Genomic DNA, 21,618 nt, shown 5'->3' with positions numbered 1-21,618 from the left:
AAAAATAGCGGATATCGGCCGGATGTTTATCGCGAATGTGACAGCGGTAAAAGGGCCATTTCTGCAGGGCTAGCCCGCATCGGCCTCAATCGCCTCCATATCGGCGTCGGAGAGGCCGAAATGGTGCCCGATCTCATGGATCAGCACGTGGCGAACGATGTGGCCGAGGGTCTCGTCGTGCTCCGCCCAGTAATCCAGGATCGGCCGGCGGTACAGCCAGACCAGGTTGGGCAGCCGGGCCACGTCGCTATGGCTCTGCTGCGGCAGGCCGATGCCCTGAAACAGGCCGAGCAGGTCGAACTCGCTCTCGGCCTGCATCTCGTCGAGCACCTCGTCGGTCGGAAAGTCGTCGACGCGGATGATCAGGCCCTCGCAGAGGGCCCGGAACGTCTTGGGCAGGCGCTCGAAAACCTCGTGCGCCATGGCCTCCATCTCGGCCAGCGAGGGGGCTTTTTCTGTGGTCCACATGACACTCCTTTAGCGCGAGTGCTATCGGCGGCGCCAGCGCAGTTGACCTTGGCGGCGCAATGGGAGACCGTGCCGCCCACGAATGGGGCTCAAGAATCGAGCTTGGGTGGGCGTAATGAAACGGATCGTGGCGACAGCGCTGTTGGCTGTAGCAGTCGGGCTCTCGCTCCCGGCGACAAAGGCGCAGGCACAGAGCGCGGCGGCTGAGGCGCGCGTCGGCGAGGCGGCACCGGTCGCGCGCACGCGCGTCGTCGAGCGCCGCCGGCTGAAGCGCGTGCCGATCTACCGGTCCCGGCCCGATCATTGGGAACCCGATGTCATCCCGCGCTACAACCCCGGTCCGAACGCCGTGCGCGACTGCACCGCGACCTATGTGCAGGAGCACCGGCCGAGCGGTACCGTGATCACGCCGCGCATGAACTGCTTCTGGCGGCCGGGCTAGTTACGCGTATGTCGGCGCGTTGCGCCGATCATCGCAACAGCCGCGATCAAACCTGTCGCCCATAAACCGCCGCCGCCATCAGCATCCGCGTGCGATGGCTTGCGGTGCCGATGTCGTCGCCCGGTCCTTGGCGGCGAGCGCGACATCGCCGAGCATGATGGAACAGCTGAGCGCCGCGAGGGCTGTTCGAAGCAGCCACCTGCGTGCGCGTTTGTGTCATGGCAATCCTGCAACGGACAGAACGCGAGATACGACCATCGTCTATGTCGTTTGCACACCAACGCGAAAAATCGCGCGCAGTGCCGGAACCTGAAGCGCGCCGGCAGCATTCATGTTCGTGGCGCAGTCATTCACTTCCCATTCACGTCGTCCGCATTCTGCTAGCGATCTGCGTCGCGGCAACGGCGTCGATTCGAAAGCTGAAGCGTTTTCCAGCGGAGCCTGTCCCGCGCGTGATGCGGGACGGACACCGGTTCGCGTGAGGAAAACGCGTCAAGCAGAAGTTCAAGTCGTCGCTGCAAGACGTGACATCAAAGGATCAAGGAGACAATTCATGAAGGCGATGAAGGTTCTGGGGCTCGCGGCTGTCGGTGCCGTGTTGGTGTTGGCGGCGCCGGCCGAGCGTGCAAGCGCGATGTCGCTCGCCACGCCGGGCACAGCCGCCACGGTTCAGGACAACGCGAACCAGGCGACCACGCAGGTACGCTGGGGTGGGCGCGGCTGGCATCGTGGCTGGCATCGCGGACATCACCGCGGCTGGGGGCATCGTCGCCACTGGCGCCGTTGATCGCGCGGCGTATTAGCGCAGTTGAGACACAGGCCCGTGAGCAGCGGGCCTGTTGTCGTTCTCAGCCATCAAACCGGCAGATTCGCGCACGCGAGATGATATCCATCGCAATCTGCAGGAGTTGATCATGATGAGATGGATCGGTGTCGCGGCTGTCGCTTGTACATTCGCGTTGACGGCGCCGGCATCGGCAACCGCCGCGGCATCAGCCCAGCCGCAGGCCGCGGCACCGCAGCGGCAAGTAGGCAAGGCAACGGATATCAGCGCGCAGCGCTATCATCATTACCATCGTCGCCACTATCACTACGGCTACCGTCCTTATTACCGGCCGTACTACCGGCCCTATTCCTATTATCGGCAGTACGGCTCCTATTATTACGGGCGGCCCTATTACTATCGGCCGTACCCCTATGCTGCGCCGGCGCCATTCACCTTCGGCTTCGGGTTCGGCCCGTTCTGGTGATGCACGCAGTCGCGCCGTGCGCGACATCAGCCGTGCAACAAGAGAGCAGCTCTCCGATCGGAGCCGCTCCGTCCGCCTCAGGGCGCGAAGCCCTTCGCCAGCAGCACAATGCCCTGCGCACCCGCCTTGCGATCCCTGGAGATCTCGACATATTCGGGCGACTCCGACCAGGCGCGGAATGCGGCTTCGTCAGGGAATGACATCAGCACCAGCTTGTCGCGATCCCAGCTGCCCTCGAGCACCGCGGGCTGTTCGTCGGCCGACAGCAGGCGTCCGTTGAACTTCTTGAATACGTCGAAGAAGCGCGCCTGATACCGATCATAGGCGGCGCGATCGGTCATCTTGAGTTGCACGATCACATAGACAGTCACTGACGTTTCTCCCGGACGTTTCGCCGCAGCGTTTTGCGCGTTCATGGCGCATTCACTCAGCGATTTCTAGCGTCATGCCGGGAGCGACTGCAATGAACGCAATGAAACCGGCTGCCATGCAGCTTGGTGCTCGTTGCCGTTGTCAGGGAGGTTCAGAGATGAGGGAGAGCTATTTGCGGCGCGGATTGGTGCGCCGTCTCGGCGTTGCGGCGGCCGCTGTCTTCGCATTGTCGGTTGCTTCGCAGCAGCGCGCCGAAGCGCTGTCGCTGGCGAGCCCGGCCGCCGCGCCCGCGGCAAGGTCTGCGGCCGATGCCATGACGACCTAGGTCCGGCACGGCGGTGGCGGCCACGGCGGCGGAGGTTTTCATGGTGGCGGCTTCCGCGGTGGTGGATTCCACGGCGGCGGATTTCACGGCCGCGGCTTCCGTGGTGGCGGCTTCCGCGCCGCGCCGGCGTTCCATGGCGGCTATCGCTATGGCGGCTTCCATCGCCATTATGGTGGCTACCACCGCTTCTACGGCGGCGGTTACCGCTACGGCTATCGGCCCTATTACCGCCGGCACTTCCATCACCGGCGCTTCTTCTACGGATCGTCCTACTATTACCCGGCCTATTATCATCACCGCCGTTGCCGGGTGGTCTGGACCTATTACGGACCGCGCCGGATCTGCCGGCCGTGGTGGCACCACCGTCACTACTGGCGGCCGTATCGCGTCTATTGGTAAAGTTTGAAATGACAGCGGGCGCCTCACGGCGCCCGTCTTGTTGGGTCCCTCTCTTTGCGCGCTGGAGCGTGTTCGAACGAAGTGGGCGCCGCTTCGCGTGAAGAAAACGCGTCAAGAAAGGGGCGTTAGTCCCAGTTCTTCAGCTTCCAGGACTTTATCTTCCACGGCGTCAGGTTTTCCATCCGCCATTGCGTCCAGCGCTCCGGCGGCCAGTGGCTGAGGCGCGAGGTTTCCTTCACCTCGGGAAGCGGATCGATGATGCGCGCCACGGCACGACGGCGCTTCTGGCGCGTCGCGTCGCTGATCATGTCGACGAATTCGGGTTTATCGGCCACGGCACGCGCTCCTTGCGAAGGCTTGTTTTCGCAAGGAGGCAGTGTGCGTGCGCCCCGTTAACGAGCCGTTTCCGAAACGGCTCGAGCTTGAGACGAAGCAATAGCGTTTTCGAGCGAAGTGGCCCCGGTTCGCGTGAAGAAAACGCGTCAAAAAAGAATCTGGCGCGTACCTTACCGCCAGTCGCGGACGTCGACGAAGTGTCCGGCGATCGCGGCGGCCGCGGCCATCGCGGGCGACACCAGATGAGTGCGGCCCTTGAAGCCCTGGCGGCCCTCGAAATTGCGGTTCGAGGTCGAGGCGCAGCGCTCTTCCGGCTTCAGCTTGTCCGGGTTCATCGCAAGGCACATCGAGCAGCCTGGCTCGCGCCAGTCGAAGCCGGCCGCAATGAAGATCTTGTCGAGGCCTTCGGCTTCCGCCTGCTCCTTCACGATGCCGGAGCCCGGCACGATCATCGCGTTGACATTGCCGTTGACAGTCTTGCCCTCGGCGATCTTCGCGGCAGCGCGCAGGTCCTCGATGCGGCCGTTGGTGCAGGAGCCGATGAAGACGCGGTCGAGCTTGATGTCGGTGATCTTCGTGCCGGCGATCAGGCCCATATATTTCAGCGCGCGATGCTTGGAGATGCGCTTGGCCTCATCGGCGATCTTGTCGGGATCGGGCACGAAGCCGGTCACCGAGATCACGTCCTCAGGGCTCGTGCCCCAGGTGACGATCGGCGGCAGCTTGGCCGCATCGAGCCGGATCTCGTGGTCGAAATGCGCGCCCTCGTCGGAGCGCAGCGTCTCCCAGTAGCGCATCGCGGCGTCCCAGGCGGCGCCCTTCGGCGCCTTCGGGCGGCCGCGCAGGAAGTCGAACGCCTTCTGGTCGGGCGCAACCAGGCCGGCGCGCGCGCCGCCTTCGATCGACATGTTGCAGACCGTCATGCGGCCTTCCATCGAGAGCGCACGGATCGCCTCGCCGGCATATTCCAGCACATAGCCGGTGCCGCCGGCGGTGCCGATCTCGCCGATGATCGCCAAGATGATGTCCTTGCCGGTCACGCCTTCGGGCAACTTGCCGTCGACGATCGCGCGCATGTTCTTGGCCTTCTTCTGGATCAGCGTCTGCGTCGCCAGCACGTGCTCGACTTCGGAGGTGCCGATGCCGTGCGCGAGCGCGCCGAACGCGCCATGCGTCGAGGTGTGGCTGTCACCGCAGACGATGGTGGTGCCGGGCAGCGTAAAACCCTGCTCCGGGCCGATGACGTGAACGATGCCCTGGCGCTTGTCGAACTCGTTGTAATACTCGATGCCGAATTCCTTGGCGTTCTCGGCCATCACCCGCATCTGCTCGATGCTTTCAGGGTCGGGGTTCGGCTTCGAACGGTCGGTGGTCGGGATGTTGTGGTCGACGACGGCGAGCGTCTTCTCGGGCGCGTGCACCTTGCGGCCGGCGGCGCGCAGCCCTTCGAACGCCTGCGGCGAGGTCACCTCGTGCACCAGGTGGCGATCGATATAGAGCAGGCAGGTGCCGTCGTCGGCCTCGTGGACCAGATGGTCGTTCCAGATCTTGTCGTACAGCGTGGTCGGTTTGGACATGAGCTTCAGCTCCAGAAGAAATTCAGTGGTGGGATGGCATGAGCGCGTCTTAAGCGCGCGAGCAGGCGAAAGCGTCCAGGCAGCGTTACGCTGCGCGTCTAAGCTCGGACGTTGCCGACGTCGCAAAGCGACCGAAGAAGCGGCCGGGCAGCCGCGAGCGATCGTCGATCACGACGCGCTGGCAGGTCTGGCTTGCTTGATCCGGAACCATTCTAAATTTCTAACACAGGGCTCATAGCGGCGACAATCGATCGATTGCGCGGGCCTGCAAGTCAGATAGGCGCGCCGCAACAAAAAAGCGCGGGGCAGGCCCCGCGCTTTCGGTCACATCCCCTGAGGGAAACGTTACTCGCCAACGGCGGTCTGGCGGTCCTGCTTCTCGACGATGCGGGCCGACTTGCCGCGCAGGTTGCGCAGATAATAAAGCTTGGCGCGACGAACCTTGCCGCGACGCACGACCTTGATCGAGTCGATCATCGGCGACATCACCGGGAAGACGCGCTCGACGCCTTCGCCGTAGGAGATCTTGCGCACGGTGAAGCTCTCGTTGAGGCCCTGACCGGAACGACCGATGCAAACGCCCTCATAGGCCTGCACGCGGGTACGCTCGCCTTCGACCACCTTCACGTTGACGATGACGGTGTCGCCGGGGCCGAATTCCGGGATATCCTTGGTGGCGGCGAGCTTGTCGAACTGCTCTTTTTCGAGCTGCTGAATAAGGTTCATCGAAATCTCCATCGGCGGCGCGCCCAGCCTTTCGCGGGCTGCGCAAACGTCCATCTATCCTGCGCGGGTGCGGATTTGGCCGCCCGTATAAGGCAAAGCGCAGGGTTTGTCACCCGTCTGTCGTGTTTTTTGTCCCTCGCCGAGCGGCTTTTTGGCCGGCCTTGCGGGCCCAGAGATCGGGCCGCCGGGCCGCCGTCAGGGCCTCGGATTGGGCCAGCCGCCAGGCCGCGACCTTGGCGTGATCGCCGGAAATCAGGATTTCCGGGATCTGCCTGCCCTCGAACTCCTGCGGGCGGGTGTATTGCGGGTATTCCAGTAGTCCTTCGGAAAAGCTTTCCTCGGTTCCCGAGGCCTGCTTGCCCATCACCCCCGGCAACAGGCGGACGCAGGCGTCGATCAGGGCCATCGCGGCGATTTCGCCGCCGGACAGCACATAATCGCCGATCGAGACCTCCTCGAGGCCCCGCGCCTCGATCACCCGCTGGTCGATGCCCTCGAAGCGGCCGCAGACGATCAGGGGCCCGGGCCCGGCCGCCAGCTCCGCGACCTGGGTCTGGGTCAATGGCCGACCGCGCGGGCTCATCAAGAGGCGCGGACGGTCAGGCGCGATATCAGCGGCGTCGATCGCCGCCGCCAGCACATCGGCCCGCAGCACCATGCCGGGGCCGCCGCCGGCCGGCGTGTCGTCGACGCTGCGGTGCTTGTCGGTGGCCGAGGCCCGGATGTCGCGCGCTTCCAGCGCCCAGAGTCCGCCAGCCAGCGCCTTGCCGGCGAGGCTCACGCCGAGCGGCCCCGGAAACATGTCCGGGAAAAGGGTCAGCACGGTGGCGCGCCATGGTGTCGCCTGGGCTGTGGTGTCTTGCGATGTCATGGCCTCTGGTTACGGCACCACGGCCGTGAGGTCGAGGCTCTGCATCATCGCGGCCGCGTCCACCGCGCGTCGGAAGTCGGCAAGCTTGAAGGTCGCGACATTGATCTTGCGCAGGTCCAGCAGGCCTTCGGCGGCGAGGCCGGCGATCTGGCCTGGTGCCGTGCGGTCGTACATGAACTGCCCGACCACCTCCCAGTCGTTGGCCAGCATCTCGCGGAACGAGAGTTCGAGCGGCACCTCGGCGCTGCCCATCAGCACCATCCGGCCGCCACGCCTGAGCGCGCGCAGGGAGGACAGTGTGGTCGAGGTGCTCTTGGCGGTGCCGAGCAGATCGAGCGCGACATCGGCGCTGCCGCCAGCGGCGCGGCGGATGACCGCAAGGTCGGCTGCGGCATCGCCGCTGACGACGGCGGGAATGACGCGCGGGCCGAACGCGTCGCGCAACTGCTCGAGCGCGGCCTCCTTGCGGCCGACGGCGACGACGCGGCCCGCGCCCATCGCGACCGCGAGCATCACGCCGCCCGAACCGAAATAGCCGGTCGCGCCGTTGACAATGATGGTCTGCCCGCCGCGCAGGCCGGAGCGCTGCAAGCCGCCGAACGGCACGATCAGTTTTGCGAGCCCGATCAGCTCGGTCGCCGGCTTGTCGTCGAGATTGGCAAGTGGCGTAACGCAGGCGGCCGGCCAGTGCGCGATCTCCGCGAATACGCCGTCGCGCCAGCGCGCCTGCAATGCGAGCGCCTCCGGCGTCGTCACCGTGGCGGTGAGGCCGATCAGGATCTGCGGCGGATCGCGATCCGGCACGTCGCCGCGCAGATGCGGGCTCAGGAACACGCGGTCACCGCTTTGCACGTGCGTGACGTTGTCGCCGGCGGCGACGACGCGCGCGATCGCGTTGGTGCCCGGCACGAACGGCATCGGTGGCAGGCTGTAGGGCAGTGCGCCGGACAGCAGCCTGTTGGTGTAGGACAGCACCATGCCGGCTTCGATCCGCACCACGACGCCATCGGGCGCGGGCATCGGCGTCGTGACATCCTCGAAGCGCAGATCGTTGTGGGCGTGCAGCCGCCAGGCCTTGTGCGTGCTTGTCATTGGGATGCTCCGTGAGACCATTGCTTAAGTAGCCCGGATGGAGCGAAGCGCAATCCGGGAATCACGCAAGCAATGACGAGCGGCCCCGGATTGCGCTGCGCTTTATCCGGGCTACGGGCTAACCCACGTTATGGTCACGCCGTCGTCGGATCGTCAGCGAGATGCCGCGCGAGCGCGACGGCAAGCGGACAAATCGCCAGCGCCGTGAGCGCGGTTGCTGCGGTCGCGAGCGACGGGCCGAGCGCGTCGCCAAGCAGGCCGTAGATAACAGGCGCGATCGCGCCCGATCCGATCGTTCCGGTATAGAACAGCGCGAAGGCGCGCTCGGTCTGATGCGCGGGGGTGAGTTCGGGCACCGTGCCGTAGAGAACCGAGGAGGTGCCGTTGAGCATCACGCCGAGCAGCGGCAGCAGCACGATGGCCGGCGCCAGCGGCAACACCAGCACGGCCACGATCAGCGCCGCCGTACCACCTTCGGTGATCAGCACCGTGCGCAGCGTCCCGACCCGCGCGCCGAGCCATCCGCAGGTGAATTTTCCCGCCGCGCCGCCGATGAAGACCAGCGCCAGCGCAAGGCCGTTGGTCGGCAGCGAGGCGCCCTTGTCGCGCAACAGGAACGGCAGGAAGGTGAGAAAGCCCATCCTGACCGCGGTGTCGAGAATTCCGATCGCGAGCAGCCAATGAAAGCCGCAGCCTGTGCTGGCGCCGCGCGATGCTGATGCCGCCTTGTGCTCGGCGCCCTTGCCGACGGCCGGCATCCAGAGCGCAATGCAGACCGCGACGAGCAAGCCTGCGAGAGCGAGCACGAGCAGCGCGTGCCGCCACGACATGATCACCAGCAGGATCGAGGTCAGGGCCGGGATCGCCGCCTTGCCGAGATCGCCCGAGAAATTGTAGATACCGAGCGGCCCGCGCGCCGCTGCGCCATAGGCGCGCGACACCGCGGCGGAAGCGATCGGATGCTGCGTGCTCGATCCCGCGCCGGAGAGCGCGAGCGCCAGGCCGAGGCCAATGACACCGCCGGAGCATCCAGCAAACGCGTAGCCGACTGCGGACAGCGCCGTGCCCGCGATCAGGATCACCTTGCCGTCGATCCGCTCCGCGATGCGTCCGACCGGAATCTGCAGCCCGGCCATGGCGCCGGCATAGAGCCCGCGCAGCAGCGCCAGCAGGCCGTAGCTCAGCGCGAATTCGGCCTGCCAGACCGGCAGCAGCACGTAGATGACGTCGGTGTAGCCGTCGTGGAGGGCGTGGTTGAGCCCGGTCACGGTCAGGGTGCGGGTTGACCGGGCACGGTCGGGCCGCGTCGTGCCGGTTTCGGCCGACACGCTCATTGCCGCCCTCCAATGCAAGAAAATCTAAAGATTGCGCGGGCGAGCACCAGGAGGGGACCTCAGAAAAGAAAGCTATACAAGGAGCTTGCATGGCAGCATGCGCCGCCAAGGCGCTTGTCACAAATCAGTAATAATCGGATCATACGTTAGAAAATCTTGTATTGAGGGATCATGTTCGTCCCACGCCGCAGCCTGCCGCCGCTCAATGCGGTGCGTGCCTTCGAGGCCGCCGCACGGCTAGGCAGCTTCAAGGAAGCCGCCGCCGAGCTCAGCGTGACCCATGGCGCGGTCAGTCAGCAGATCCGCCTGCTCGAGGAATGGCTGGGCGCGCCGTCGCTGTTTCGGCGATCGGTGCGGCGCGTGGTGCTGACGCCGGCAGGCGCGGCATTGCTGGCAGAGTTCGCGCCCGCGCTCGACCGGATTTCCGCCGCCGTGCAGCAGCATCGCGAGCGGCGCGGCGATCTGGCGGTCGCGGTGTTGCGCGTCAATGCACTCGCGACCTTCAGCCTGCGCTGGCTGCTGCCGCGGATGAGCCGGTTTCGCGCCGAGCATCCCGATATCGAGGTACGCTTGAGCACGTCGAACGATCCGGTGGATGCGTTGTCTGAATCATTCGACGTCGTGATCCGCGGTGGCCCCGACACCTTCCACGGCTTCTCGTCACGCTTCCTGGTGTCGGAGCGGAGATTGCCGGTATGCAGTCCGTCGCTATTGGGGCAGCTGCCGCTCAATGAGATCGCGGACCTCTCCAGGCACACGCTGCTGCATGTCACGTCGATGCCGCGGCTGTGGCGCGACTGGCTCACCGAGGCCGGGCAATCCGCGCTGGAGCCGGCGGCCGCGCTGACCTTCGATCACTTCTATCTGACGATCCAGGCCGCGCTCGATGGTCTCGGCGTCGCGATGGGACCGACCGCGCTGATCGCGGACGATCTCGCGGCCGGGCGCCTGGTGACGCCGTTTCCGGATGTCAGCCTGCCGGCGCGGAGCTACTTCGCTTACTTCCCGGCGGGGCGCAGCAACGATCCGCACAGCGCGGTGTTCTGCGACTGGCTCGAGCAGCAGGGCCGGATGACGGGTTGAAGATTATTTTCGATCAGGCCGCCGACGGATCGTCGCCGTCGATTTCCTTGGGCAGGTCGATCACCACGCGGCCGCCGTCGAGATCGACAGTCGGCACCACGGCATTGGTGAACGGCAGCAGCATCGTCGCGCCCTGCGGCGGGGCGATCTCGATGATGTCGCCGGCGCCGAAATTATGGATCGCGATCACCTTGCCGAGCGGCTGCTCCGTCGTCGTCACCGCGGCGAGCCCGATCAGATCGGTGTGGTAGTATTCGCCGTCGTCGGTGTCCGGCAGCCGGTCGCGCGGAACGTAGAGCTCGAGCCCGTTGAGCCGTTCGGCATCATCGCGGCTGGCGACGCCCTTCAGCGTCACCACCAGATGGTCCTTGGCCTCACGCACATGCGTGACCTCGAACTGGCGCGTGCCGTCCCTGGTCATCAGCGGACCGTAGTCCTTCACGGCCAGCGGATCTTCGGTGAAGGTCCAAAGCCTGACGGCGCCGCGCACGCCATGCGCAGCGCCGATACGGGCGACACAGACCGGTGCAGCCACCGTGGTCGCCGTTCAGCCTTAAGCCTTGGCGGCGGCTTCGGCCTGCGCCTTGCGCTCCTTGCGCGGCACGGCCTTTTCCGGGTTGTTGCGCGGCGCGCGCTTCTTGACGCCGGCGGCGTCGAGGAAGCGGGTCACGCGATCCGACGGCTGCGCGCCCTTGGCGAGCCAGGCCTTCACCTTGTCCATGTCGAGCTTCAGGCGCGACTCGTTGTCCTTCGGCAGCAACGGGTTGAAGTGGCCGAGACGCTCGATGAAGCGGCCATCGCGCGGGAAGCGCGAGTCGGCGACGACGACGTGATAGACGGGACGCTTCTTGGTGCCTGCGCGAGCGAGGCGGATAACAACGGACATTCAGTTCTCCTTCAAAGGTCGATGTGTTCGATTGATTGGCATTCCGCGTCGCGCCGGCCGTATACGAGCCGTCGCGACGAATTCCTCATTTCTTCTTGCCCGGGAAACCGCCGAGGCCCGGCAGCATCGGCTTGCCGGAAAGGCCGGTTAGGCCCGGCACGTTCGGCAAGCCGCCGCGCAGCCCGGCCGGCAAATCCTTCGGCAGATTGGGCAGGCCGCCGCCGGCGCCGCCCTGCATCTTCTCGGCGAGCGCCTTCATCTCCTCGGCCGAGGGCGGCTTCATGCCGCCGCCGAATCCCATCGCCTGCGCGATGCCGGCGAGCGGGCCGCGTTTGCCGCTGCCCATGGCCTTCATCATGTCGGCCATGTTCCGGTGCATCTTCAGCAGCTTGTTGACGTGCTCGACGCTCTGGCCAGCGCCTGCCGCGATGCGCTTCTTGCGGCTCGCCTTCAGGATGTCCGGGTTCTTGCGCTCCTGCCGCGTCATCGAGTCGATGATCGCGACCTGGCGCTTCAGGATCTTGTCGTCGATGCCGGCCGCCGCGATCTGGTTCTTCATCTTGGAGATGCCGGGCATCATGCCCATCAGGCCGCCGATGCCGCCCATATTCGCCATCTGCTGCAGCTGCTCGCGCATGTCGTTGAGGTCGAACTGACCCTTGCGCATGCGTTCGGCGGTGCGCGCGGCCTTCTCGGCGTCGATATTGGCGGCGGCCTTCTCGACCAGCGAGACCACGTCGCCCATGCCGAGGATGCGGCCGGCGATGCGGTTCGGATGGAAGTCTTCCAGCGCGTCGGTCTTTTCGCCGGTGCCGATCAGCTTGATCGGCTTGCCGGTGACCGCGCGCATCGACAGCGCGGCGCCGCCGCGGCCGTCGCCGTCAACGCGCGTCAGCACGATGCCGGTGAGGCCGACGCGCTCGTCGAACGAGCGCGCGAGGTTGACCGCGTCCTGGCCGGTGAGGCTATCCGCGACCAGCAGCACTTCGTGCGGGTTGGCGGCGGCTTTGATCTCGGCCGCCTCCTTCATCATGTCTTCGTCGAGCGTGGTGCGGCCGGCGGTGTCGAGCAGCACGACGTCGTAGCCGCCGAGCTTGCCGGCCTCCAACGCGCGCCTTGCGATCTGCGGCGGCATCTGGCCGGCGACGATCGGCAGCGTCGGAATGTCGAGGTCGCGGCCGAGCACCGCGAGCTGTTCCATCGCCGCCGGGCGGTAGACGTCGAGCGAGGCCATCAGCACCTTGCGCTTGTCGCGCTGGACCATGCGGCGCGCGAGCTTTGCGGTGGTGGTGGTCTTACCGGAGCCTTGCAGACCGACCATCATGATCGGCACCGGCGGCACGGAGTTGATATCGATGGTCTGGCCGTCGGAGCCGAGCGTGGCGACGAGCTCGTCATGGACGATCTTCACCACCATCTGGCCCGGCGTCACCGACTTGACGACGGTGGCGCCGATCGCCTGCTCGCGGACCCGGTCGATGAAGCTACGGACCACCTCGAGCGCGACGTCGGCCTCGAGCAGCGCGCGGCGCACCTCGCGCATTGCGGCATCGACGTCCTTTTCGGTCAGCGCACCGCGCCCCGTCAGACGATCGAGAATGCCACCAAGCCGTTCCGACAGATTGTCGAACAATGCCGTTGTCCTCTTTTACCTCTCCCCGCCTGCGGGGAGAGGTCGCCGCGCATTTGCGCGGCGGGTGAGGGGGTACAGGGCTATCCACACGCACAGTGCGCGGAGAGAGCTCCTCACCCCGACCCTCTCCCCGCAAGAGCGGGGCGAGGGAGAAGGAAATCCAAACACTTTCGCGCCCGAGGGCGCATCGCGCTGTCGGGCGTTGGCCTCTGGCCTCCAGGACCAGTCGGCGGGTCGAAAAGACGGAGCTTTCCGAGAAAGTGGCCGGGTTAAACGCTGCCGGGGCGGCAAAGTCAAGGAAAGTTTCGCTGAAATCCGCTCAGTCTGGACAGTAAGGTACTGAAATCACGTCGATTTGCCCTATTGGTTCCGAATTCGCCGCTGCCACCCATATAACCGGAGCCTGCCTCCTATTCCGGAACCCGCGTGCTGATCACCCGCCGCCGCCTTCTCGCAACCTTGACCGGAGCCGCCGCAGCGATCGGTGTGCCCTCGATCTGGATGACGACCATGAAAACCTACGACGGCCCCGTGTCCGATCATTTCGACGGCCTGCACTTCTTCGATCCGGACGGCTCGCCGCCGAAATCGCTTGGTGAGGTGCTGCGCTGGCAGTTCGGGGGCGGCCGGAAGCGCGCAGTCTGGCCGGAATGGGCGCCGAGCCCCCATGCCGATACGCCGCCGCCCCGCGTCGAGGGCGACAAGGTGCGGCTCTGTTTCGTCGGTCATGCCAGCTGGCTGATCCAGACCGCGGGCCTCAACATCCTGTTCGATCCGGTGTGGTCGATGCGGGCCTCGCCGTTCAGCTTCGCCGGGCCGAAGCGGCACAACGATCCCGGCATCGCATTCGATAAACTGCCCAGGATCGATGTCGTGCTGGTGTCGCACGGCCACTACGACCATCTCGACGTCGCGACGCTGTCGAAACTTGCGGGTGCATTTGGTCCTCGCGTGATCACGCCGCTCGGCAACGACGTCACGATGCGTACGTCCGATGCCGCGATCAAAGCCGAGGCGTTCGACTGGCATCAGCGCGCCGAGCTCGGCAATGGCCTTGCCGCGACACTGGTGCCGACGCGGCACTGGTCGGCGCGCGGCCTGTTCGATCGCAACAAGGCGCTGTGGGCGAGTTTTGTTTTGGAGACGCCGGCCGGCAAGCTCTACATCGTCGGCGATTCCGGCTACGGCGACGGGGGACATTTCCGCCGGGTGGCCGAGGCGCATGGACCGTTGCGGCTCGCGATCCTGCCGATCGGCGCCTATGAGCCGCGCTGGTTCATGCGCGACCAGCACATGAACCCGGAGGATGCGGTGAAGGCGCTGGCCGATTGTGGCGCCGCCCAGGCGCTGGCGCATCACCACGGCACATTCCAGTTGACCGACGAGGCGATCGACGCGCCCGCGATCGCGCTTGGCGAAGCGCTCGACGCCGCCAAGGTGCCGCGCGGGAAGTTTGTCGCGTTGAAGCCCGGGCAGGTGTTCGAAATCTAAATGCTGTCGTCCCGGCGAAGGCCGGGACCCATTACCCCAAATATTAATTGTTGCGCGACGCTGGGGCCACGATTCCGTTCACAACTAAACTCGGTGGTAATGGGTCCCGGCCTTCGCCGGGACGACGTCAATTGGCTGCCTTGAATTACTTCTCCTTGATCGCCCAGGAGACGCTGACATTGACCGTCAGTGTTTCCTCGCCTTGCGCCACCGGCGTCGGCGCGGCGAAGCCTGCCGTCGCCATCTTGGGACGGAACACCGGGACCGGCGCCGAGCCGACCTCCGCAATATTCACGGGTGCGCCGAGCGTGACGCCGGCGGCCTTGGCGTAGATCTCGGCCTTGCGGCGGGCGTCGGCGATCGCCTTTTCGCGCGCCTCGTCGAGCAGCTTCGAGGCCTGCGACACCGAGAAATTGAGCCCGCCGATATCGTTGGCGCCGGCGCCGACCAGCACGTCGATGACGCTGGCGACCTTGCTTACATCGTGCAGCCTGATCGTGACGCGATTGCTCGCATGGTAGCCGACGATGCTGGGCGGGGCGTTCGGCGACGACGGCCCACGATTGGCGAATTGCGGCTGCAGCGACAGCCGCGAGGTCTGAAAGTCCTTCTCCGCGATCCCGGCGCCCTTCAGCGCGGCCAGCACCTTGCCCATCGTCACATTGTTGGCTTCGGCGGCTTCGCGTGCGGTCTTGGCGTCGGTGGTGACGCCGGCGTCGAGCTGCGCCTGGTCGGGCGGCGCCGACAAGGTCGCCTCGCCGGTGACCGAAACCGCCGGCGGAAAGTCGTCATTCGCCAGTACGGGCGCAGCCAGCAGCGTGGTCGCGATCAGGGTGGCGGCGAAGGAGAGGCCAACGGGGAGGCCAAGCGGTAGGCGATGGGTCATCTGGCTCACTTCAGGGGTACGTAGACGTTGATCACAAGCTTGTCCTCCGCGGTCTTCAGCGGATCGGTGATGTATTCCTCGATAAAGGTGTCCTTGGCTTCGAGCTTCTTGTCGTCGAGGTGGTTGGTGATCGCCTCATAGGTGTTGTCCATGTTGTCGTAGGAACCGCGATGGACGAACTTCAGCGCCTTGCCGTCGGGCGAATTGCCCATGCTCATGTTCTTGCCGAGGTTCTTGACGTCCTGATCGACCGGGATCTCGGCGATGAAGGTGAAGCCGGTGTCGTCGGTCGAGGTGTAGACGATCATCGGATTGCCCGATGCCTTGACGCCGTCCTTGTCGAGCAGCGCGGTGAGCTGCTTGAACGCCTCGATCAGGGCGTCGAAGGCGGAATCCCAATTGGCCGTGCCCTTCAGCATCACGACCTTTTTCGGCTCCAGCGTGAACGGCTCGCCGAAGGGATCGGCGGTCTGCACCGGGGCGGCCGGCGCCGGCGCCGGGGTCTGCGCTGCGGCCGGGCTGTCGGCCGGCGACTTGGTCTCGGCCGGCGGGGGCACCGGTGTCGCCGACGGTGCAGGGGCAGGGGTCGGGCTCGCTGCGGGAGCGGGCGAGGCTGACGGCGACTGGGCAGGGGCCGGGCTTGCCAGTGCGATCGCGGCCAAGGGCAGCAGCGCGACCAGGGCCGCGCGGAGCGTGTTGATACGGTTCATTGGTTTTTCTCCATCCCCTGCCTCGAACGGCCGCTCGATCTGTCCCGGCGCGCGGTCCGCGAGGTGCGATATTCCTAACACGCAAGTTCTGCATTCGTCCCATGACAGATGTGTCATGGGGCCATTCAGGCTGGCTAACTGGCCACCACTCGCCATATAACCGGGCAGAATTTGGGAAAATCGATGAGCGCGCTCGCCAATCACGCATTCGCCAAGATGAACGGCATCGGCAACGAGATCGTCGTCGTCGACCTGCGCGATTCAGCGGTACAAGGTCGGGCACAGGTGTCGGCAGCGGAGGCGCGCGCCGTGGCTTCGCCGGCGGGCGGCGTGCCCTATGACCAGCTGATGGTGCTGCAGCCGCCGCGGCTCGACGGCACCGAAGCGTTCATCTCGATCTACAACAATGACGGCTCGGAGGCCGGGGCCTGCGGCAACGGCATGCGCTGCGTGGTGCGGCGGATTTTCGAGAAGACCGGCCAGACATCAGCGACGTTCCAGACCCGCGCCGGCCTGCTCAATTGCTGGCAGGGGCCGGCGCCCGATCTCTATACCGTCGACATGGGCGCGCCGAAGTTCGGCTGGCAGGACATTCCGCTGGCTGAGGAGTTTCGCGACACCCGCTACATCGAGCTGCAGGTCGGGCCGATCGACAATCCGGTCTTGCATTCGCCCTCGGTGGTCTCGATGGGCAATCCGCATGCGATCTTCTGGGTCGACGACGTCAATGCCTACGACCTCGAACGTTTCGGGCCGCTTTTGGAACACCACCCGATCTTTCCGGAGCGCGCCAACATCACCCTCGCCCATATCGTCGATCGCGACCACATCACGATCCGCACCTGGGAGCGCGGCGCCGGTCTCACCAAAGCGTGCGGCTCGGCGGCCTGCGCGACGGCGGTTGCGGCGGCGCGGCTGAAGCGTGCCAATCGCAGCGTCGAGATCACGCTGCCCGGCGGCAAGCTCGGCATCGAGTGGCGCGAGCGCGACGATCACGTGCTGATGACCGGCACCGCCGATTTCGAATATGAGGGCCGCTTCGATCCGGCGCTATTCGCCAGCGTCGCTTGATCGGGCGTGAGATCGGTTATGGGCGTCGATGTCGTCACCTTTGGCTGCCGCCTCAATTCATTTGAATCCGAGGTGATCAGGCGCGAGGCGGAGCAGGCCGGGCTTACCGATGCCATCGTCATCAACAGTTGCGCCGTCACCAACGAGGCGGTGGCGCAGGCGCGGCAGTCGATCCGCAAGTTGAAACGCCAACGCCCGCATGCGCGCATCGTCGTCACCGGTTGTGCGGCGCAGACGCAAAGCCAGATGTTCGCCGAGATGGCCGAGGTCGATCGCGTCGTCGGCAATGACGAGAAGATGCGCGGCGAGGCGTGGCGCGTGACACGTTCAGCATTCGAGGCGCCGTTCGGCATCGATGCGAGCGAAAAGGTCGCGGTCGCCGACATCATGGCGGTGACCGAGATGGCGCCGCATCTGCTCGGCGGCTTCGAGCGCGGCCTGCCTCGCGTATTCGTGCAGGTGCAGAACGGCTGCGATCATCGCTGCACCTTCTGCATCATCCCCTACGGCCGCGGCAATTCGCGCTCGGTGCCGATGGGCGCGGTGGTCGATCAGGTCCGCGCGCTGGTCGAGCGCGGCCATGCCGAGATCGTGCTGACCGGCGTCGATCTCACGAGCTATGGCGCCGACCTGCCGGGCGCGCCAAAACTCGGCCAGTTGACCCGGCAGATCCTGCGCCATGTGCCCGAGCTGAAGCGGCTGCGCATCTCGTCGATCGATTCGATCGAGGCGGATCGCGACCTGCTCGATGTCATCGCCGACGATGCGCGGCTGATGCCGCATCTGCATCTGTCGTTGCAGTCCGGCGACGACATGATCCTGAAGCGGATGAAGCGCCGGCATTCACGAAAGGACGCGATCGATTTCTGTGCGCAGGTCCGCCGGCTGCGGCCGGACATCGCTCTCGGCGCCGACATCATCGCGGGCTTCCCGACCGAGTCTGAAGCGATGTTCGCGCGTTCGCTCGATCTGGTCGCGGAATGCGATCTTACCTTCCTGCACGTGTTTCCCTATTCGAAGCGCCCCGGAACGCCCGCCGCACGGATGCCGCAGGTCGATGGCGGCGCGATCAAGGAGCGCGCCAGGCGGCTGCGCGCGGCAGGCGAAGCCGCGCTGCTGCGCCGGCTTGACGCGGAAGTCGGCGCGATGCGCGAGGTGCTGACCGAGAGCGAGCGGCAAGGCCGCACCGAGCACTTCCTGCCGGTCGCGATCGAGAGAGATGTGCCGGGCATGGTACGCGCGATGACTATCCGCGGCCATGACGGTGCGCGGCTCATTGCATCGGGCCGCTGAGAAAGTTCGCTCCCATTGTTCTCCCGGCGCAGGCCGGGGCCCATTACCCCAGATCTCAATTGCTGCGCGACGCTGGGGCCGCGATCTCGCACGGTCACAGAATGCGGTGGTTATGGGTCCAGGCTTTCGCCACGACGACGAATGTGGGGAGCCGCGCATGGCGCGTCCGGAGCAGCGGATCACCTGCATTTCGCATGTGATGATACTGAACCAGCTATTTGACAGGTTGAATCTCTACATGCGCATCGTGCATGACGCACTCAGTGCGTGCGCCCGCCCAGCCTTGCCGGCTGCGACGCGCGAACCTGCCAGAACCGCAGCAGGCGATCGGCGTTTTCGCGGGTCAATTTCGTGAACTGGCTCTTCGCACGGGCGAGCTCGACCGGTCCCATGGAGCCGGTGGTATAGCGACATTCCATCACCGCGGCGGCGGTATCCCAACTCAGGCCTGCCGCCCGGCACGGCACCAGCAGGCCCTCACTGCGCAGGCTTTGCATCAGGGAGCGGATCACCTCGATGTTCGACTGCGCAAGATACGCCAGCGCAACGATGGTCTCTTCATATTTTCGCTGCCTGGCGAAACCGAGCAGTGAGGCTTCGTTGAGCTCGCCGTCGTCCTTCAGCTTCGCGACGTGGTGCTTGGCCGCGGTGAAGTCGCGGACTTGCGACATGTCGCGCTCGACGCCGGCGGCGACCGCTGCGATCGCATGCCGGATTTCTTCGAACAGATAGGGCGGGGCGCGTTCCAGCAGACGGCCGCGAACCTCTTCCGTCGCGCGGCGCAGGAGCTGAAGGCGGAGCTCCGACTGCAGGTCGGCGCGAATGCCGGTCTCGACCGCAAGCACCGGATCGTGCTCGGCCTGCGCGAGGATGACGGCAAATCCGCCCGGCGATACTTTGGCGCCGGGATTGGTGACCAGGCGGTGGCTCACGCTCGCAAAGCGACGCGCCAGAAGCGCGTCAGTGACGACCTCCTTTAGCCACCAGCGGCCGGCGACGGCGAGCAGATGCTGCTCGCTCTTGGTCCGTGCGATCTCGACCAAATCGTCCGCGCTGAGCCGCGACGATTCCTGCAGGATCGGCCGCGCGATCCTGATCTCGTCATTGCTGGCGAGACGGCGAATGATCGCGGGCGGTGCCTGGGCGACCGGTGCGAGCTGCTCGCTGATGTCGGTGAGCGCCATCCGGGCGCTGATGTCGGCGAGCGCGCGCAACTCGATGGTCTTCACCAGACGCTCGAGCACGTTGTCGAACAGCTCGATCTGTTCGCTGTTGAACTTGCCGGCGGATGCGAGGAAAAGGCCGGTGACGCGCCTTGCCGTGGCCAGGCATTTATCGGCGGAGCCGGCGCGTATCGCAGCCTCGACCTCGTCGACAATTGCTTGTCCATCATTCAGCATTGCTCGTCCTGAGCCGTCGCAGCGCGCTTTTCTAAGCTGCCTTCAGGACTAGCGGATGGGCCTGAATGTTCCGTAAAGGATAATTGTCCGTAAAATCACGGAGGCTAAAGCGCGATGAGGTTGGGCTGGATCGTCATCGCGCTTTAGCTCTTTGTTTGAGCATAATCTTTTCGGAAAACCGCTTCGCACTTTTCCGGATCATGCTTAGTCGCCGTTCCAGCCGCAGGCCCTGAGCCGCTCCCGCATGTGTTCGGGTGCCGGCGCGACCACATGCACCGGGTCCTTGTTCCTGGAGATCGGGATGCCGATCTCGCGGGAATGCAGATGCAGGGTCGGCTCACCGAAGCGCGGACCATTGCCATAGATATTGTCGCCGACGATCGGCCAGCCCATCGCCGCCGAATGCACCCGCAGCTGATGGGTGCGGCCGGTGACCGGCTCCATCGCGAGCCAGGTGAGGCCATCGCCACGCCCCAGCACCTTCCAGTTGGTGATCGCCTTCTGGCCATCCGGGTCCGGCTTCTGCCACCAGCCGCGCTCGGCGTTGAGCCGGCCGAGCGGCATGTCGATGGTGCCTTCATCCTCGGCAGGGCCGCCCTCGACCACGGTCCAATAGGTCTTCGAGATCTTGCTGTGCTTGAACAACAGCCCGAGCGAGGCGGTTGCCTTGCGGTGACGTCCCAGGACGAGGCAGCCCGAGGTGTCCTTGTCCAGCCGATGCGCCAGCACCGGCGGCCGCGGCAGGCCGAACCGCAGCGCTTCGAACGAGGCCTCCAGATTGGGGCCGCCCTTGGGACCGCGATGCACCGGCAGGCCGGCCGGCTTGTCGATCACCAGCATCAGGCCGTCGCGGTGGAGCACCCGGCCCAGGATTTCTTCCGCGGTTAGTTGGGGAACATCGATCAATTCGTCGAGACTTTCGTTTATGGGCCGAAACGGCTAACACGTCCGCGCCATGAACGATACCACTGCGGGAACTCCAAAACAGAGCTGGTGGCAGCGGCTGAAGGGCGGCCTGAAGCGGACCTCGAGTTCGATCGGGACCGCGGTCGCCGACCTCGTCACCAAGCGCAAGCTCGATTCGGCCATGCTCGATGACATCGAGGATGTGCTGCTGCGCGCCGATCTCGGTACCGATGTCGCGGTCCGCATTGCGGAGGCTGTCGGCAAGGGGCGCTACGACAAGGCGATCTCGGCCGACGAGGTCAAGGACGTCGTCGCGACCGAGGTCGAGAAGGTGCTGTCGCCGGTGGCGAAGCCGCTCGAGATCGATACCGCGAAGCAGCCGTTCGTCATCTTGGTGGTCGGCGTCAACGGCTCCGGCAAGACCACGACGATCGGCAAGCTGGCCGCGAAATTCTCCGCCGAGGGCCGCAAGGTCATGCTGGCCGCCGGCGACACCTTCCGCGCCGCGGCGATCGAGCAGCTCAAGGTCTGGGGCGAGCGCACCAAGTCGCCGGTCATATCAGGCGCCCAGGGCTCGGATTCGGCGAGCCTTGCCTTCAGCGCGCTGACCGCGGCCAAGGAGCAGCAGCGCGACGTGCTGCTGATCGACACCGCCGGCCGCCTGCAGAACAAGTCCGAACTGATGAACGAGCTGGAAAAGGTCGTGCGCGTCATCAGGAAGGTCGATGCGTCGGCGCCGCACGCGGTGCTGCTCGTGCTCGACGCCACGGTGGGACAAAATGCGTTGTCGCAAGTCGAGGCGTTTCATCGTACGGCAGGCGTCACGGGGCTCGTGATGACCAAGCTTGACGGCACGGCGCGCGGCGGCATCCTTGTCGCGCTGTCGGAGAAGCACAAGCTGCCGGTGCATTTCATCGGCGTCGGCGAAGGCGTCGAGGACCTCGCGCCCTTCGCGGCGAAGGATTTTGCCAAGGCAATTGCTGGAATCGAGGCATGACCCCGACCCGAAGGGCCGCGTTAGCGCAAAGTGGACACCGGTTTTCGGATCGGGTCATGCCTCAAATCAA

General features: G+C 65.5%; 23 protein-coding genes and 1 pseudogene. 9 read left to right on the top strand and 15 right to left on the bottom strand.

Translation table 11 applies throughout. From position 1 onward, the window contains the following. Window positions 1-69: 69 nt before the first annotated feature. Window positions 70-468: a metallopeptidase family protein gene (locus tag ACVMDN_RS36670; protein ID WP_016847635.1), complete on the bottom strand. Its 399-nt coding sequence runs from the start codon at window positions 466-468 to the stop codon at window positions 70-72. Between the two features lie 115 nt (window positions 469-583). Here ACVMDN_RS36670 and ACVMDN_RS36665 point away from each other — a divergent pair, with 115 nt between their 5' ends. From ACVMDN_RS36665 to ACVMDN_RS36655, 3 genes are all read left to right on the top strand, one after another. Beyond that, on the top strand, window positions 584-910 hold the full coding sequence (locus tag ACVMDN_RS36665) for a hypothetical protein (RefSeq protein ID WP_057020952.1): 327 nt from the start codon (window positions 584-586) through the stop codon (window positions 908-910). Between the two features lie 553 nt (window positions 911-1,463). Continuing rightward, entirely contained in the window at window positions 1,464-1,697 is a 234-nt protein-coding gene (locus ACVMDN_RS36660) for a hypothetical protein (protein ID WP_057020951.1), read from the top strand. Between the two features lie 127 nt (window positions 1,698-1,824). Beyond that, window positions 1,825-2,160 (top strand): hypothetical protein, encoded by a 336-nt coding sequence (locus tag ACVMDN_RS36655; RefSeq protein ID WP_076834713.1) that lies wholly within the window; start codon window positions 1,825-1,827, stop codon window positions 2,158-2,160. Between the two features lie 77 nt (window positions 2,161-2,237). Here ACVMDN_RS36655 and ACVMDN_RS36650 read toward each other — a convergent pair whose 3' ends face one another. Next, window positions 2,238-2,531: a DUF1330 domain-containing protein gene (locus ACVMDN_RS36650; RefSeq protein ID WP_076834711.1), complete on the bottom strand. Its 294-nt coding sequence runs from the start codon at window positions 2,529-2,531 to the stop codon at window positions 2,238-2,240. A 158-nt stretch (window positions 2,532-2,689) separates the two neighbouring features. Between ACVMDN_RS36650 and ACVMDN_RS36645 the strand changes: the two are divergent. Continuing rightward, window positions 2,690-3,256: pseudogene (locus ACVMDN_RS36645) on the top strand (hypothetical protein). Between the two features lie 125 nt (window positions 3,257-3,381). Here the strand turns inward: ACVMDN_RS36645 and ACVMDN_RS36640 are convergent. The 6 genes from ACVMDN_RS36640 to ACVMDN_RS36615 form a co-directional block, all read right to left on the bottom strand. Further along, complete coding sequence (locus ACVMDN_RS36640; protein WP_016847629.1) at window positions 3,382-3,591, bottom strand: hypothetical protein; 210 nt, start codon at window positions 3,589-3,591, stop codon at window positions 3,382-3,384. Window positions 3,592-3,762: 171 nt separating this feature from the next. Further along, window positions 3,763-5,169, bottom strand: coding sequence for a 3-isopropylmalate dehydratase large subunit (gene leuC, locus ACVMDN_RS36635; RefSeq protein ID WP_076834656.1), 1,407 nt, complete (start codon window positions 5,167-5,169; stop codon window positions 3,763-3,765). A gap of 345 nt (window positions 5,170-5,514) precedes the next feature. Next, the gene (rplS, locus tag ACVMDN_RS36630; protein WP_018269387.1) at window positions 5,515-5,895 is read right to left on the bottom strand and encodes a 50S ribosomal protein L19; all 381 of its coding nucleotides are present in this window, start codon (window positions 5,893-5,895) and stop codon (window positions 5,515-5,517) included. A gap of 109 nt (window positions 5,896-6,004) precedes the next feature. After that, a complete protein-coding gene (gene trmD, locus ACVMDN_RS36625) occupies window positions 6,005-6,766 on the bottom strand; it encodes a tRNA (guanosine(37)-N1)-methyltransferase TrmD (RefSeq protein WP_076834655.1) in 762 nt (253 codons plus the stop codon). 9 nt (window positions 6,767-6,775) lie between these two features. Next, window positions 6,776-7,858, bottom strand: a complete 1,083-nt coding sequence (locus tag ACVMDN_RS36620) for a quinone oxidoreductase family protein (RefSeq protein ID WP_076834653.1) — start codon at window positions 7,856-7,858, stop codon at window positions 6,776-6,778. Window positions 7,859-7,992: 134 nt separating this feature from the next. Further along, complete coding sequence (locus ACVMDN_RS36615; protein ID WP_076834651.1) at window positions 7,993-9,192, bottom strand: MFS transporter; 1,200 nt, start codon at window positions 9,190-9,192, stop codon at window positions 7,993-7,995. A 171-nt stretch (window positions 9,193-9,363) separates the two neighbouring features. Between ACVMDN_RS36615 and gcvA the strand changes: the two genes are divergently transcribed. Further along, entirely contained in the window at window positions 9,364-10,275 is a 912-nt protein-coding gene (gcvA, locus tag ACVMDN_RS36610; protein WP_057020944.1) for a transcriptional regulator GcvA, read from the top strand. A gap of 13 nt (window positions 10,276-10,288) precedes the next feature. Here gcvA and rimM read toward each other — a convergent pair whose 3' ends face one another. The 3 genes from rimM to ffh form a co-directional block, all read right to left on the bottom strand. Further along, on the bottom strand, window positions 10,289-10,810 hold the full coding sequence (rimM, locus tag ACVMDN_RS36605; protein WP_076834650.1) for a ribosome maturation factor RimM: 522 nt from the start codon (window positions 10,808-10,810) through the stop codon (window positions 10,289-10,291). A gap of 18 nt (window positions 10,811-10,828) precedes the next feature. Continuing rightward, complete coding sequence (gene rpsP / locus ACVMDN_RS36600) at window positions 10,829-11,161, bottom strand: 30S ribosomal protein S16 (protein ID WP_016847621.1); 333 nt, start codon at window positions 11,159-11,161, stop codon at window positions 10,829-10,831. Window positions 11,162-11,246: 85 nt separating this feature from the next. Beyond that, on the bottom strand, window positions 11,247-12,794 hold the full coding sequence (gene ffh / locus ACVMDN_RS36595; RefSeq protein WP_018269389.1) for a signal recognition particle protein: 1,548 nt from the start codon (window positions 12,792-12,794) through the stop codon (window positions 11,247-11,249). 426 nt (window positions 12,795-13,220) lie between these two features. Between ffh and ACVMDN_RS36590 the strand changes: the two genes are divergently transcribed. After that, entirely contained in the window at window positions 13,221-14,285 is a 1,065-nt protein-coding gene (locus ACVMDN_RS36590; protein ID WP_076834648.1) for an MBL fold metallo-hydrolase, read from the top strand. 145 nt (window positions 14,286-14,430) lie between these two features. On the opposite strand, the gene ACVMDN_RS36585 is transcribed toward ACVMDN_RS36590, so the two are convergent. Together ACVMDN_RS36585 and ACVMDN_RS36580 are read right to left on the bottom strand one after the other, a co-directional pair. Beyond that, window positions 14,431-15,171, bottom strand: a complete 741-nt coding sequence (locus ACVMDN_RS36585; RefSeq protein WP_076834709.1) for an SIMPL domain-containing protein — start codon at window positions 15,169-15,171, stop codon at window positions 14,431-14,433. A gap of 5 nt (window positions 15,172-15,176) precedes the next feature. After that, window positions 15,177-15,881, bottom strand: coding sequence for a GyrI-like domain-containing protein (locus tag ACVMDN_RS36580; RefSeq protein ID WP_057020941.1), 705 nt, complete (start codon window positions 15,879-15,881; stop codon window positions 15,177-15,179). A 183-nt stretch (window positions 15,882-16,064) separates the two neighbouring features. Between ACVMDN_RS36580 and dapF the strand changes: the two genes are divergently transcribed. Together dapF and mtaB are read left to right on the top strand one after the other, a co-directional pair. Beyond that, window positions 16,065-16,952: a diaminopimelate epimerase gene (dapF, locus tag ACVMDN_RS36575; protein ID WP_076834644.1), complete on the top strand. Its 888-nt coding sequence runs from the start codon at window positions 16,065-16,067 to the stop codon at window positions 16,950-16,952. 18 nt (window positions 16,953-16,970) lie between these two features. After that, window positions 16,971-18,245, top strand: a complete 1,275-nt coding sequence (gene mtaB / locus ACVMDN_RS36570; RefSeq protein ID WP_076834642.1) for a tRNA (N(6)-L-threonylcarbamoyladenosine(37)-C(2))-methylthiotransferase MtaB — start codon at window positions 16,971-16,973, stop codon at window positions 18,243-18,245. Window positions 18,246-18,505: 260 nt separating this feature from the next. On the opposite strand, the gene ACVMDN_RS36565 is transcribed toward mtaB, so the two are convergent. Continuing rightward, complete coding sequence (locus ACVMDN_RS36565) at window positions 18,506-19,645, bottom strand: DUF2336 domain-containing protein (protein WP_076834640.1); 1,140 nt, start codon at window positions 19,643-19,645, stop codon at window positions 18,506-18,508. 204 nt (window positions 19,646-19,849) lie between these two features. Next, window positions 19,850-20,551, bottom strand: a complete 702-nt coding sequence (locus ACVMDN_RS36560) for an RluA family pseudouridine synthase (protein ID WP_057020938.1) — start codon at window positions 20,549-20,551, stop codon at window positions 19,850-19,852. 49 nt (window positions 20,552-20,600) lie between these two features. Here ACVMDN_RS36560 and ftsY point away from each other — a divergent pair, with 49 nt between their 5' ends. After that, window positions 20,601-21,548, top strand: a complete 948-nt coding sequence (ftsY, locus tag ACVMDN_RS36555; protein WP_038384709.1) for a signal recognition particle-docking protein FtsY — start codon at window positions 20,601-20,603, stop codon at window positions 21,546-21,548. Window positions 21,549-21,618: the final 70 nt, after the last annotated feature.

The sequence above is a fragment of the Bradyrhizobium sp. USDA 4510 genome (assembly GCF_054059095.1).
This window is presented reverse-complemented; position numbering and strand designations above follow the sequence as displayed.